Origin of the sequence: Sphingopyxis soli, from assembly GCF_018682675.1 — a bacterium.
GTDB lineage: Bacteria > Pseudomonadota > Alphaproteobacteria > Sphingomonadales > Sphingomonadaceae > Sphingopyxis > Sphingopyxis soli.
In genome coordinates, this window is record NZ_JAFMTR010000089.1 from 36,819 (window position 1) to 47,449 (window position 10,631).

At 66.7% G+C, this 10,631-nt stretch carries 15 protein-coding genes; 13 read left to right on the plus strand and 2 right to left on the minus strand.

What is annotated here, in order from left to right; all coding sequences use genetic code 11:
- Window positions 1-42: 42 nt before the first annotated feature.
- The 12 genes from J1N50_RS13815 to J1N50_RS13870 all read left to right on the plus strand — a co-directional run bounded on the left by J1N50_RS13815 (window position 43) and on the right by J1N50_RS13870 (window position 7,073).
- Window positions 43-678, plus strand: a complete 636-nt coding sequence (locus J1N50_RS13815) for a TetR/AcrR family transcriptional regulator (protein WP_215354457.1) — start codon at window positions 43-45, stop codon at window positions 676-678.
- A gap of 11 nt (window positions 679-689) precedes the next feature.
- Window positions 690-1,130, plus strand: a complete 441-nt coding sequence (locus tag J1N50_RS13820; protein ID WP_215354459.1) for a VOC family protein — start codon at window positions 690-692, stop codon at window positions 1,128-1,130.
- Between the two features lie 13 nt (window positions 1,131-1,143).
- The gene (locus J1N50_RS13825) at window positions 1,144-1,362 is read left to right on the plus strand and encodes a DUF4287 domain-containing protein (protein WP_215354463.1); all 219 of its coding nucleotides are present in this window, start codon (window positions 1,144-1,146) and stop codon (window positions 1,360-1,362) included.
- Between the two features lie 2 nt (window positions 1,363-1,364).
- Entirely contained in the window at window positions 1,365-2,039 is a 675-nt protein-coding gene (locus tag J1N50_RS13830) for a glutathione S-transferase family protein (protein ID WP_215354466.1), read from the plus strand.
- A 29-nt stretch (window positions 2,040-2,068) separates the two neighbouring features.
- Window positions 2,069-2,803, plus strand: coding sequence for a DUF1428 domain-containing protein (locus J1N50_RS18110; RefSeq protein WP_215354470.1), 735 nt, complete (start codon window positions 2,069-2,071; stop codon window positions 2,801-2,803).
- 31 nt (window positions 2,804-2,834) lie between these two features.
- A complete protein-coding gene (locus J1N50_RS13840; RefSeq protein ID WP_215354472.1) occupies window positions 2,835-3,629 on the plus strand; it encodes a VOC family protein in 795 nt (264 codons plus the stop codon).
- A gap of 12 nt (window positions 3,630-3,641) precedes the next feature.
- Window positions 3,642-4,061, plus strand: a complete 420-nt coding sequence (locus J1N50_RS13845) for a VOC family protein (RefSeq protein WP_215354475.1) — start codon at window positions 3,642-3,644, stop codon at window positions 4,059-4,061.
- Complete coding sequence (locus J1N50_RS13850) at window positions 4,058-4,558, plus strand: VOC family protein (RefSeq protein WP_425516947.1); 501 nt, start codon at window positions 4,058-4,060, stop codon at window positions 4,556-4,558. Before J1N50_RS13845 ends, J1N50_RS13850 begins: the two co-directional genes overlap by 4 nt.
- Window positions 4,545-4,994 (plus strand): hypothetical protein, encoded by a 450-nt coding sequence (locus J1N50_RS13855; RefSeq protein ID WP_215354482.1) that lies wholly within the window; start codon window positions 4,545-4,547, stop codon window positions 4,992-4,994. The genes J1N50_RS13850 and J1N50_RS13855 overlap by 14 nt, the downstream gene beginning before the upstream one ends.
- Window positions 4,994-5,647: a glutathione S-transferase family protein gene (locus tag J1N50_RS13860; protein WP_215354485.1), complete on the plus strand. Its 654-nt coding sequence runs from the start codon at window positions 4,994-4,996 to the stop codon at window positions 5,645-5,647. The genes J1N50_RS13855 and J1N50_RS13860 overlap by 1 nt, the downstream gene beginning before the upstream one ends.
- Before the next feature lie 32 nt (window positions 5,648-5,679).
- Window positions 5,680-6,144 (plus strand): SRPBCC domain-containing protein, encoded by a 465-nt coding sequence (locus J1N50_RS13865; RefSeq protein WP_215354490.1) that lies wholly within the window; start codon window positions 5,680-5,682, stop codon window positions 6,142-6,144.
- Between the two features lie 134 nt (window positions 6,145-6,278).
- Window positions 6,279-7,073 (plus strand): alpha/beta hydrolase, encoded by a 795-nt coding sequence (locus J1N50_RS13870; RefSeq protein WP_215354493.1) that lies wholly within the window; start codon window positions 6,279-6,281, stop codon window positions 7,071-7,073.
- Window positions 7,074-7,316: 243 nt separating this feature from the next.
- Here the strand turns inward: J1N50_RS13870 and J1N50_RS13875 are convergent, their stop codons facing one another.
- Window positions 7,317-7,706, minus strand: coding sequence for a bactofilin family protein (locus J1N50_RS13875; RefSeq protein WP_058454983.1), 390 nt, complete (start codon window positions 7,704-7,706; stop codon window positions 7,317-7,319).
- A gap of 1 nt (window position 7,707) precedes the next feature.
- Window positions 7,708-8,919 (minus strand): M23 family metallopeptidase, encoded by a 1,212-nt coding sequence (locus J1N50_RS13880; RefSeq protein WP_246553512.1) that lies wholly within the window; start codon window positions 8,917-8,919, stop codon window positions 7,708-7,710.
- A 240-nt stretch (window positions 8,920-9,159) separates the two neighbouring features.
- Here J1N50_RS13880 and J1N50_RS13885 point away from each other — a divergent pair, with 240 nt between their 5' ends.
- On the plus strand, window positions 9,160-10,572 hold the full coding sequence (locus J1N50_RS13885; RefSeq protein ID WP_215354513.1) for a methyltransferase family protein: 1,413 nt from the start codon (window positions 9,160-9,162) through the stop codon (window positions 10,570-10,572).
- Window positions 10,573-10,631: the final 59 nt, after the last annotated feature.

Sequence of the window (10,631 nt, forward strand, 5' to 3'; positions counted from 1 at the left end):
CGCCGTTTGACAACATACCAACTGGTCGGTATGTCGAGTCGCATGACCACGACCCGGACCCCCACCGCCAGCAAGACCCGCGCCCCGCGGGGCAGCGCGCGCGCCGCGCTGATCGCCGCCGCGCACGCGACGGTCCGCAAGCAGGGCTATGCCGCGACCAGCGTCGACGAGATTTGCGCCGTCGCGGGCGTCACCAAGGGCGCCTTCTTCCACCATTTCGAATCGAAGGAAGCACTGGGTGTCGCCGCGGCCGAGGGTTGGACCGAACGCGCGCGGCCGATGTTCGAACTCGCGCCGCACAACCGCTTGGGCGATCCGCTCGACCGCCTGCTCGGCCATATCGATTTCCGGCTCGCGATGCTCGACGGCCCGACCGAGGATTATACCTGCTTCGTCGGCACGATGGTGCAGGAGGCCTATGCGACGAGCGACCGCATCCGCGCCGCGTGCGAGGCGAGCATCAACGCCTATTGCGAGGCGCTCGCCCCCGACATCCAGGCTGCGATGGATCTCTATGGCGTGCCCGACGACATCACCGCGATCGGCCTTGCCCAGCATGTCCAGTCGGTGCTGCAGGGCGCCTTCGTCTTGGCGAAGACCACGAACGACCCGGCGATTGCGCGCGGGACCGTCACCCATCTGAAGCGTTACGTCCGGATGCTGTTCGGGCGAGATTGAGGAGAGAGCCGATGTCCGATTCCCCCAGAATGATCTTCGTGAACCTGCCCGTCGCCGACCTCGATAGGTCGAAGGCCTTTTACGAGGCGCTCGGCTTCACCAACGAGCCGCGCTTTACCGACGACACCGCCGCCGCAATGGTCTGGTCGGACACGATCTTCGTGATGATCCTGACCCACGACAAGTGGAAGAGCTTCACCGACCGCCCGATCGCCCCGGCGGGGTCGAGCGAGGTGTCGCTCGCGCTGGCGCTCGGCAGCCGCGAAGCGGTCGATGCGATGGCCGAGGCGGCGGCCGCCGCCGGCGGCACCGCCGATGTCAATCCGGTGCAGGACCATGGCTTCATGTACGGCCGCGACATTCTCGACCCCGACGGTCACGTCTGGGGCCCCTTCTGGATGGAGCCCGCGGTGGCGAACGGCGACGCGCCGGTTCCCGAAGTCGCCGCCTGACGGGAGCCGCCGCATGAGTTTCCAGGCCTATCTCGACAATATCGCGGCGAAGACCGGAAAGTCGGCCGACGATCTGAAAACCCTCGCGATCGGAAAAGGCCTCGCCGACGCGAAAGGCCTCGCCCCCGGGGTCAAGGCGACCGCGATCATCGACTGGCTCAAGCGCGATTTCGACCTCGGCCACGGCCATGCGATGTCGATCGTCGCCTACATCAAAGGGAAAAGGAGCTGACCATGCCCGTCAACCCCGACAGCAAGCTCGAAGTCACCGCCTTCGACTGGGTGCCCGACTTCGCGCGCGGCTTCGTCCGCGACCTACGCCCGCGCTGGGCGTGCGAAGAGATCGGCCTCGACTATGCCGAACATCTGATCAGCGCGGTCAACCGCCCCGCCGACCATTTCCTGTTCCAGCCGTGGGGGCAGGTGCCGGTGCTGAGCGACGGCGGCATCCGCCTGTTCGAAAGCGGCGCGATCCTGCTCCACCTCGCCGAAAAGGACGCGCGGTTGATGCCGCGCGACCCGCAGGCGCGCGCCAGCACGCTCGCCTGGCTGTTCGCCGCCTATAACAGCGTCGAGCCGATGCTGTTCGAACTCGGCAATGTCGACATTTTCGCGAAGGACGAGGAATGGGCGCGGCTCCGCCGCCCGAGCCTGATCGAATTCATCCAGGGCCGCCTCGGTCGTCTGAACGACGCGATCGGCGACAAGCCCTATCTCGTCGGCGAATTCACCGTCGCCGACATCGCGATGGCGACCGTGCTGCGCGAGGGGGTCGAGGCCGGGCTGGTTGCCGAACAGCCGCGCGTCGCGGCCTATCTCGACCGCTGCCTCGCGCGCCCCGCCTTCCAGCGCGCGCTCGCCGCGCAGCTCGACGCCTTCAACGACGAAGCGGGCCCACCCGCCGCCTGATCCCCCCACCTTGCCCCAGGAGAGACAAGATGACCTATGTCGAAGGATTTGTGCTCGCGGTGCCGACCGCCAACAGGGAAGCGTATCGGAAGCACGCCGCCGACGCCGCGCCGCTGTTCCGCGAATTCGGCGTCAGCCGGATGGTCGAATGCTGGGGCGACGATGTCCCAGACGGCAAGGTCAACGACTTCAAGAGCGCGGTGCAGGCCAAGCCCGACGAGACCGTCGTCTTCAGCTGGTTCGAATATCCCGACAGGGCGACGCGCGACGCCGCGACGACAAAGATGATGAGCGATCCGCGCATGGCGGCGATGGGCGGCGAGATGCCGTTCGACGGCAAGCGCATGATCATCGGCGGCTTTGAATCGATCGTCGACGACCGCGGCGCCAAGGAAGCGATCGGGGGCGCCACCGGCTATGTCGACGGCTTCGTCGTCCCTGTCCCCGACGGCAACAAGGAGGCCTATCGCGCGATGGCCGAAAAAGCCTCCGAGGTGTTTCGCGACTATGGCGCGACGCGCGTGGTCGAGGCATGGGGCGACGACGTCCCCGACGGCAAGGTTACCGATTACAGCCGCGCCGCGCACCGGCAGGACGGCGAAACCGTCGTCTTCAGCTGGATCGAATGGCCGAGCCGCGAGGCCCGCGTCGCGGCGTGGGACAGGATCATGGCCGACGACCGGATGAAGCACGACCCGAACGACCAGACCTTCGACGGCAAGCGCATGATCTATGGCGGCTTCGCGCCGATCGTCGAGGCCTGATGCCCGGCCCCAACCCCCAAGGAGAGAACCCATGACCGACGCATCGAACTTCATCTGGTACGAACTGATGACCCCCGACCCGGCGGGCGCGGCGCGCTTTTATGGCGCGGTCGTCGGCTGGACGATCGCCTCGGAGCGCGACCCCGCCGCCGGCGATATGGATTACCGCATGATCGGGCGCAGCGACGGCGGCAACGCGGGCGGCGTGCTTGCGCTGGGTGCCGATATGATCGCGGGCGGCGCTCGGCCCTTGTGGATCGGCTATCTGCATGTCGCCGACGTCGACGCCGCGCTCGACGCGATCAAGGCCGACGGCGGCAGCGTACAGATGCCGGCGACGGACCTTCCGGTCGGCCGCATCGCCATGGTCACCGACCCGCAGGGCGCGCCCTTCTATGTCATGGCCCCCAAGCCCCCCGAGGGCATGGAGGGCATGGAGAGCGACGTCTTTTCGGTGACCGAGGCACAGCATGTCCGCTGGAACGAGCTCGCCACCAGCGATCCCGAAGCCGCGATCGGCTTCTATACCCGCCACTTCGGCTGGGGTCAGGACGGCGCGATGGATATGGGCGAGATGGGCGCCTATCGCTTCATCCAGCGCGGCGATGTCGGGATCGGCGCGGTGATGCCGCTGATGCCCGGCATGCCCGCATCGATGTGGACCTATTACATCGGCGTCGACGACATCGACCGCGCGCAGGCGGCGGTGACCGCGAACGGCGGCACGATCACCAACGGGCCGATGGAAATTCCGGGCGGCGAATATGCGATGAACGGCATCGACCCGCAGGGTGCCGCCTTCGGTCTTGTCGGCCCGCGCAAATAGAGGAGAGAAGCAATGGCAAATCCCGATCAGGGCCCGACCACCGGCCTGACCCCGCATATCGCGATCGCCGACAAGCGCGGCGGCGAGGCGATCGACTTCTACAAACGGGCGTTCGGCGCGACCGAGAATATGCGGATGCCCGCCGAGGACGGCGTGCGGCTGATGCACGCGCATCTGACGATCAACGGCGCGTCGCTGATGATGCACGACGATTTTCCCGAATATAGCGGCCATGCGATGAGCCCGCCGACGGGAGTGACGCTGCACCTGCACGTCGACGACACCGACGCCTGGTTCAAACGGGCGATGGAGGCGGGCGCGTCGTCGACGCTCGAACCGCACGATGCCTTCTGGGGCGACCGTTACGCGCAGGTGAAGGATCCGTTCGGCCATCTCTGGTCGATCGGCGGCCCGATCAAAGGAGAGAAATGATGTCGAACAAAGCAACGCTGTGCCTCTGGTACGACAAGGATGCCGAGGAAGCGGCGAACTTCTATGCCGCGACCTTCCCCGACACCAAAGTCGGCGCCGTCCACCGCGCGCCGAGCGACAACCCCAGCGGCAAGCAGGGCGACGCGCTGACCGTCGATTTCACGCTGCTCGGTTTTCCCTGCATCGGGCTCAACGGCGGCTCGGCCTTCAAGCATAGCGAGGCCTTTTCCTTCCAGGTGCACACCGACACGCAGGAAGCAACCGACCGGCTGTGGAACGCGATCGTCGGCAATGGCGGACAGGAAAGCATGTGCGGCTGGTGCAAGGATAAATGGGGCATCTCGTGGCAGATCACCCCGCGCGCGCTGACCGATGTGATGACGAGCGGCGATCAGGCCGCCGCCAAGCGCGCGTTCGAGGCGATGATGACGATGAAGAAGATCGACGTAGCGACGATCGAGGCCGCGATCCGGGGCGAAGAGGTTGGGGCGGCGTAGCCCGTTCCTCTTCGCCTGGTTGCTCTGCGGCACGCTCGACATCGTCTATGCGATGGTGTGGAGCGTGCTCGCGGGGAGCAATCCGGCCAGGATGCTGCGCGGCGTCGCCAAGGGGCCGTTCGGCGACGGCGCGGGCGACTGGGGGCTCGGCGGCGCGCTCGCGGGGCTTGCGACGCATTACGCCATCATGGGTGCGATGGTCGCCTGCTGGTTTTTCGCGGTACGCCGCATCCCGGCCCTCCGCCAGCCGTGGTGGCTCACCGGAACACTCTATGGCTTCGGCCTCTATCTGGTGATGAACGGACTGGTCCTCCCGCTCCGCTTCGGCGCACCCTTTCCGCCGGCCGATCTCGTCAAGGGACTGGTCGCGCTGTTCCCGCACATTGTCTTCATCGGCCTGCCGCTCGCCTGGCTGACCCGCAAGGATACCGTTTGATGCTGATTTTCTACGGCCACCCCTTTTCCTCCTACACCTGGAAGGCGCTGATCGCGCTCTACGAAAAGGGGCTCGACTTCGACTATCGCTCGGTCGACCCGGCGTTCCCCGATCATATGCCCGAGCTGAGGGCGCACTGGCCGGTCGGGCAATTCCCGCTGCTCGTCCACGACGGGACGCCCTGGTTCGAATCGTCGATCATCATCGAATATCTCGACCATATCGCCCCCGAACCGCGGCTGATCCCGCAGGACTTCGACGCGGCGCTCAAGGTCCGGCTGTTCGACCGCATCTTCGACAATCAGGTGATGAACCGGATGCAGGAGGTGGTGAACGACGCGATCCGCGGCCCCGAAAATCATCTGCCCGTGATCGTCGAACAGACCCACGCGCGGCTCGACACCATCTACGCCTGGCTCGACAGCGAGCTCGCGGGCGGCGGCTGGGCGACGCCCTATGGCTTTACCATGGCCGATTGCGCCGCGGCACCGTCGCTCTTCTATGCCGACTGGGTCTATCGGATCCCCGACACATATGAAAATCTCCGCGCCTACCGCGCCCGCCTCCTCGCACATCCGACGGTGTCGCGCTGCGTCGAGGAAGCCCGGCCGTACCGCGCCTATTTCCCGCTCGGCGCGCCCGACCGCGACTAACCTTCCCCCCACGAAAGACAATGGAGAGAAAAATGACCGATTCCCCGCGCGAACTGTCCGTGACCACGCTGATCGACGCCGCGCCCGACACGGTGTGGCGGGTCATGACCGAACGCATGGCCGAATGGTGGTGCCCGAAACCGTGGACCGTGACGCTCGACGAGATCGACCTCCGGAGCGGCGGGCGCTGCGCGATGACGATGCACGGGCCCGAGGGCGAGACGATGCCGACCGACGGCATTTTTCTCGAAGTCGTACCGGGCCGGCGCTTCGTGACCACCGACGCGGTGGTGCGCGGCGCCGACGGCCGCCTCGCCGCGTCCGGCCCCTTCATGATCGGCGGCTGGGAAATCGCGCCCGAAGGCAGCGGCACCCGCTTCACCGGCTGGGCGCGCCACTGGACCGACGAAGCGCAAAAACAGCATGAAGAGATGGGCTTCATCCCCGGCTGGGGGGCGGTGGCCGAGCAATTGAAGGCGCTTTGCGAGGCGGGCTGAACCCAAGCCTTCGGTCATCCCGGCCAAGGCCGGGATGGCGACTATGGGAAGCCACCCGTCCCGCAATGCGGTTAACACCGCGCTGACTCTGTTGCTTTGCCATTTGGAAGCCGCGCGCGCGCGAAAGCAGCGCCATGGTTTCCCCGGCCGCTCTCTGCCGCACCCTGATCGTCGCCGCGCTCGCGGCGATCCTTGCCTTCGCCCCCGCGCAGGCGCAGCAGATCGTCGTCACGACGACGGTAAGCTGGACCTACGAGACCGCCGATGGCGGCTTCGACGACGACCCGATCGACGAACAGGCCGCGTTTCCGGACGACGAGGCCGCCGCCGTCGAGGCCGGGTCCGGCGCCGACAATGATACTGGCGCCACGCGCCGCTACGCCCCCTCGGCCACGGTCGCGACGCTGGGTCGCGCCAGGGCGCATTTCGGCCCCTTCGCGGTCGTCGACGACACCACCGTGCGCATGGCGGGCGACGTCACCTCGGCGACTCCGCGCCAGTTCGCCGCGATGCTCGCCGCATATCCGCACCTCAAGCGTCTCGAAATGATCGACTGCCCCGGCAGCCTCGACGAGGAGGCGAACCTGATCCTCGCGCGCGCCGTCCGCCGCGCGGGGCTGGAGACAATCGTCCCCACCGGCGGATCGGTCCGCTCGGGGGCAGTCGAACTCTGGCTCGCCGGCGCCACCCGCCGCGCCGCGCCCGACGCCGAATTCGGCGTTCACAGCTGGGCCGACGACAGCGGCCGCGAAGCGAACGACTATCCCGCGAACGACCCAGTCCATGCCGAATATCTGAGCTATTACCGCGAGATGGGCATGGACGATGCCAAGGCGCGCGCCTTCTACGCGCTCACCAACAGCACCCCGTTCGACGATGTCCGCTATCTGACGCGCGACGACATGGCGCGCTTCGTCACGCTGAACTGAGTATCGCCGGGGAAAAGGAAGCAACCGGCCGAACCACGACATTCATACCATCGTCATGCTGAACGTGTTTCAGCATCCATGGACGGGGCTCGAATTTGACGCGGTGCCCGGGGAAACGTCGGGCCATATATCCTGAAACTAGTTCAGGATGACGATAACGTAGCGTCCGCTCCCCGGCCCGAAACCGTCATTTGCAAAAGCCCGGCAAGGCCTGCGACCGGCGCTGGCCGGATGGCTCCGCGGTCAGGCGCCGACCGACTTGTTCTCGACCACCTCGAGCGGCGGCGGCGACTTCACCGCGCCGGCGCGGCGGTGCGAGAGCTTGCCCTCGACCTTGCCGCCATTTTCGATCGTGATCGTTTCATAGGTGACGTCGCCGGTGATCCGCGCGGTGGCGTGGACGATCAGCGTTTTGGCCTCGATCGACCCGTCGAGCAGGCCGGCGATCTTCGCGGTATCGGCGATCACCGCGCCCTTGATCTCGCTCGCCTCGCCCTGCACCAGGTTGGCGCATTTCAGGTCGCCGTCGATCTTGCCGTCGACGTGCAGGTCGACGCTGGCCGAGACGTTGCCGGTGATGACCACGTCCGATCCGAGGACCGAAAAGGTCGTGTGACGCGCGCCGGTCGCCATCTTAGCTGGCAGTGCGGCTGGTGGCGAGGGCGCCGACTCGCTGTCGGGCGTCGTCTTTGACTTCAAGAACATCGGCTTTAGCCTCCAGGAAGCGGCGCGGGTTGACCGCGACCCCGTTCAAACGAACTTCGAAATGCAGGTGGCTGCCGGTCGAGCGGCCGGTCGAGCCCATCTTGGCGATCTGCTGTCCGGCGGCGACCTGCGCGCCCACCGCGGTGTTGAAACCCGACAGGTGGGCGTAGCGGGTCAGGATGCCCTGGCCGTGATCGACCTCGACGACATTGCCGTATCCCGACTTCTGCCCGACGAAGACGACGCGGCCGGGGGCGGCGGCGAGGATCGGGGTGCCGAGCGGCCCGGGAAAGTCGAGTCCGGCGTGCATCGCGCCCGCGCCGGTGAAGGGGTCGCTGCGATAGCCGAAGCTCGACGAGAGCATGAGCACGTCGGCGGGCTTGCCCGACGGCACCGCGACGAGCGTGCGTTCGAGCACCTCCATGCGGAACAAGGCGCCCTCGAGCGCGGCGAAAGAGGCGCCGAACGCCTTCGCCTTGCCCGTGCCGCGATAGGGGATGAAGGGACCGCCGCGGCCGGACGCGGCGTTGCGGACGAGCGCCCTGGGATCGAGCCCGAGCTTTGCGACCGCGACCTCGGCCTTTGCCGCGCGTTCGTTCACCGCCGCGAGCAGGCGCGCCGCGAACCGTTCCTGACGCTTTTCGATGCGGGCGAGCGCCTGCGCCTCGGGGGGCAGGTTCGGGTCGATCGCGCCGGTTTCGAGTGCGCTGGTCTCGAGCGTTGCGGGCGCGGCCTTCGCCTCGGCGCCGGCTTCGGGCGTCACCGCCGCGGGTTCGACGCCGAAGTGCGTCTCCGACCATTCGTCGAGCTGGTCCTGCCGCTCTTCGAGGTCGGCGGCGGTTTCGGCGACGCGGTCGCGATATTTGGCGATGCGGGCTTCGGCGGCGGCCGCCGCGGCCTTCTGCGCCGCGACTTCGGCGCGCTCGCCCGAACTCAGCATCTGGTTGGCCAGGACCGCGAGCGTCACGCCCGCCCAGGCAAGCAGGACGATCCCGGCGATCAGCGCGACGCGCTTTTGCCAGACCGCGCTCACGCGAAGGAAACGCACGTGACCGTGCGTGCGGATAAAGATTTCATGGTCCTGGAACAGCGCCGAGACGCGCTGTCGCCAATGGCGCAGGCCCGTTGATTTCGAAGACAAGTGGCGACCCCATCTTGTTGTTCTGTGGAACCCTCCGCCCCGCTTGGAGGGCGCCTTACCAGCGCGCGACCCCCCTTGCGAATCATTGCGGGGCGAGTCGCGCCGAGTCGAACATGACTCGCGGTGAACGGTGTCAAAGGGCGCCAATGGTGCCATTCCGGAAGGATTTCGGCCTGCGAATCGCCTGTTAACATTGACGGCTTGCTTACCATTTCGGGGTAGGGAAAGAGGGTGACCGACATGTCCCATATCCCGACCCCCGCCAGCGCAAATGCCCTTCAGGAACAGGCGTCTGCGAGCAGCCGACGCCCGCGCTCGGCGGTCAGCGCGGGGGTCGGGATCGTGGGCCTGACCGGCCTTTTGGGGTATCTGCTCATCGCGCGCCACGCCCCCGATATCGCCGCCTTCCTTGGCGTCGACTGGGGCAACCGCGGGCCGATGAGCGGGCCCAATTCGGCGATCGTCAGCGTGCTCGCCTGCGGCGTGCCGATGGTGCTGTGGTCGCTGTTCGTCGACAAGGTGCACCGCAATCCCTCGACCGGGATCGACTGGAACCTGCGCCGCCCGTGGCGCGACACGCTCGACATCAGCCTGACCAAGCTCGCGGGGCTATGGGCGACCTGGCTGCTGCTCGCGGGATTCTACGCGACGATGCGCTATTATTGGGAGGGCAGCTACGCCTTTTCGATGGATCTGCTCGAGCGCGTCGTGCCGTGGCTGCTGCTGATCTCGGTGCCGTACATGCTCTGGCTCGACCGCCGCATGGTCGAGCCGCGCGACGGTTGTTACCAGTTCGGCCGCTGGCTGATCGCGCCCGGGAAATCGGGGGGCGGCCGGCCGGTCGACGGGCGCGCGATCGCGCATCATTTCCGCGCCTGGGCGGTGAAGGGCTTTTTCACCGCCTTCATGCTGTCGATCGTGCCGGGCAATTTCGCCGCGCTGGTCACCGTCGGGTGGAGCGACGTGCTCGCCAACCCCTATATGACCGGTATCTGGGCGATCAACATCCTCTACCTCGTCGACGTCCATATCGCGACCGTCGGCTATATATTGACGATGAAGCCGCTCGATTCGCACATCCGGACGGCGAACCCCTATTTCATGGGCTGGGTCGCGGCGCTCGTCTGCTACCCCCCCTTCATCCTGATGAACGGCGGCCCGCTCGACTATCAGGTCAACGGCGCCGACTGGGGCTATTGGCTGCAGGGTCACGACACGCTGATGGCGATCTGGGCGGCGCTGCTGTTCGCACTCGTCGCCATCTATGCCTGGGCGACGATGGCGTTCGGCATCCGCTTTTCGAACCTGACGCACCGCGGCGTCATCACCCACGGGCCCTATGCCTTCACGCGCCATCCCGCCTATGTGTCGAAGAATCTGAGCTGGTGGGTCGGCTCGCTCCCCTTCCTCGTCACCGCCGGCGGGCCGATCGAGGCGGTGCGCAACACGGTCCTGCTCGGGCTGGTCAGCGCGGTCTATTACTGGCGCGCCAAGACCGAGGAAAAGCACCTCCTCGCCGATCCCGCCTATGCTCTCTACTGGAACTGGGCGCAGGCGAACGCGCTGGTGCCGCGGCTGTTTGCAAAGCTGACGGGCCGCGCCCGCCCCCTGATCCGGCTCGAGCCCGATCCCAAGGTGGGGCCGGTAGCCTAGAGCGTCGAGTATGAAATCTGAATCATAGAGGGATTCCCATTGGGTCAGATTTGTGATTC

Coding starts and splice junctions, on each gene's coding strand:
- J1N50_RS13870 (WP_215354493.1), top strand. CDS start 6,279: ATGGTTTCCCCGGCCGCTCTCTGCCGCACCCTGATCGTCGCCGCGCTC.
- J1N50_RS13830 (WP_215354466.1), top strand. CDS start 1,365: ATGCCCGTCAACCCCGACAGCAAGCTCGAAGTCACCGCCTTCGACTGG.
- J1N50_RS18110 (WP_215354470.1), top strand. CDS start 2,069: ATGACCTATGTCGAAGGATTTGTGCTCGCGGTGCCGACCGCCAACAGG.
- J1N50_RS13860 (WP_215354485.1), top strand. CDS start 4,994: ATGCTGATTTTCTACGGCCACCCCTTTTCCTCCTACACCTGGAAGGCG.
- J1N50_RS13885 (WP_215354513.1), top strand. CDS start 9,160: ATGTCCCATATCCCGACCCCCGCCAGCGCAAATGCCCTTCAGGAACAG.
- J1N50_RS13845 (WP_215354475.1), top strand. CDS start 3,642: ATGGCAAATCCCGATCAGGGCCCGACCACCGGCCTGACCCCGCATATC.
- J1N50_RS13825 (WP_215354463.1), top strand. CDS start 1,144: ATGAGTTTCCAGGCCTATCTCGACAATATCGCGGCGAAGACCGGAAAG.
- J1N50_RS13820 (WP_215354459.1), top strand. CDS start 690: ATGTCCGATTCCCCCAGAATGATCTTCGTGAACCTGCCCGTCGCCGAC.
- J1N50_RS13875 (WP_058454983.1), bottom strand. CDS start 7,706: ATGGCGACCGGCGCGCGTCACACGACCTTTTCGGTCCTCGGATCGGAC.
- J1N50_RS13840 (WP_215354472.1), top strand. CDS start 2,835: ATGACCGACGCATCGAACTTCATCTGGTACGAACTGATGACCCCCGAC.
- J1N50_RS13865 (WP_215354490.1), top strand. CDS start 5,680: ATGACCGATTCCCCGCGCGAACTGTCCGTGACCACGCTGATCGACGCC.
- J1N50_RS13815 (WP_215354457.1), top strand. CDS start 43: ATGACCACGACCCGGACCCCCACCGCCAGCAAGACCCGCGCCCCGCGG.
- J1N50_RS13850 (WP_425516947.1), top strand. CDS start 4,058: ATGATGTCGAACAAAGCAACGCTGTGCCTCTGGTACGACAAGGATGCC.